Genomic DNA, 1,095 nt, shown 5'->3' with positions numbered 1-1,095 from the left:
GATGCTTGCAGAGGGCTAACCAGCCCTACTCAAAAACCTTATATTTTTTGATATACCTGAGTGCAAAAGGCGTCTCGATTAGCATATATGTCAGTAAACTAAACCAGAACCAGTTAGTCTCTAGAATGATCAACGATAACTTGAGGTCTTGACCTTGATATAAGCTGCCAACCACCAAGAGAGATATCACCATAGCAGCCAAGTCGTTCGTAAATAGTTTGTTCAAATCTCGCCCCGCAAACCGAGGATAAACGAACAAATAAGTAAGCGTCACCAATAGGAAATTGATCAATAAAATAAGAGCTTCAGCTTGCATAATCATTCCGATTCAAACTTGTAAACAGTCATCATACCTCGAACTGATAACAAAGTGACTAATAACAAACGTTAGTTGTAATAACGACACAATCTAAAAGCGACACTCCAAACCGGCCAAACTCTACTACACTAATATCACTACCGACATAATAACTAAGTTAGCCTGCTTTTTTGAAATCAGATATCTAGATTTGAATTGGCTTATAAACGGTTAGGTATATGAAGCGTACAAGTGCCACAATTAAAGCATTAACCCTGCTTTTGTTAGTCAGTTTCCATTCACTCTCTAAGGCTGAAACTATCCAAATAGCCAGTGGAGAATATCCGCCGTGGACCTCACAATCACTGCCGGGTGGAGGCTACATTAATCATCTAGTTAGCGAAGCGTTTAAGCTCCACAACATTGACGTCAAATTTGACTATCTCCCTTGGAAAAGAGCCCTAGAAGCGACTCGAATCGGTAATTATCACGCCACGTCTTTTTGGGGGGAAAGTGAAGAAAGAAGACAAGACTTTCTCCATAGCCAAACGATCGAGAATATCTATTTTGTCTTTTTCTACACTAAAAAACGCTTTAACGGCCCGTTCAAATGGCAAAGCCTTGATGAACTAGGCCGTTTAAAAATTGGCGCTACGCGGAGCTATACTTATAACGATGAATTTTGGCGTTTATACAAGCAAGACAGGTTAAGAGTGTCAATTAGCAATACAGATATAGATAACTTGCGAAAACTAATCAGCGGAACAATCGACTTATTTCCTATCTCTGAATTCACA

2 protein-coding genes are annotated in these 1,095 nt (G+C 39.5%); one reads left to right on the top strand and one right to left on the bottom strand.

Going from position 1 to position 1,095, the window contains the following annotated elements; all coding sequences use genetic code 11:
* Positions 1-25: 25 nt before the first annotated feature.
* Positions 26-316: a hypothetical protein gene (locus tag A3761_RS22230; protein WP_068516158.1), complete on the bottom strand. Its 291-nt coding sequence runs from the start codon at positions 314-316 to the stop codon at positions 26-28.
* A gap of 221 nt (positions 317-537) precedes the next feature.
* Between A3761_RS22230 and A3761_RS22225 the strand changes: the two genes are divergently transcribed.
* A partial coding sequence (locus A3761_RS22225) for an ABC transporter substrate-binding protein (RefSeq protein WP_068750905.1) occupies positions 538-1,095 on the top strand: 558 nt, incomplete at its 3' end.

The sequence above is a fragment of the Oleiphilus sp. HI0123 genome, assembly GCF_001635315.1.
The sequence above is the reverse complement of the archived record's forward strand: the minus strand, read 5'-3'. Positions and strand labels throughout refer to the sequence as shown.

Coding starts and splice junctions, on each gene's coding strand:
- A3761_RS22230 (WP_068516158.1), bottom strand. CDS start 316: ATGCAAGCTGAAGCTCTTATTTTATTGATCAATTTCCTATTGGTGACG.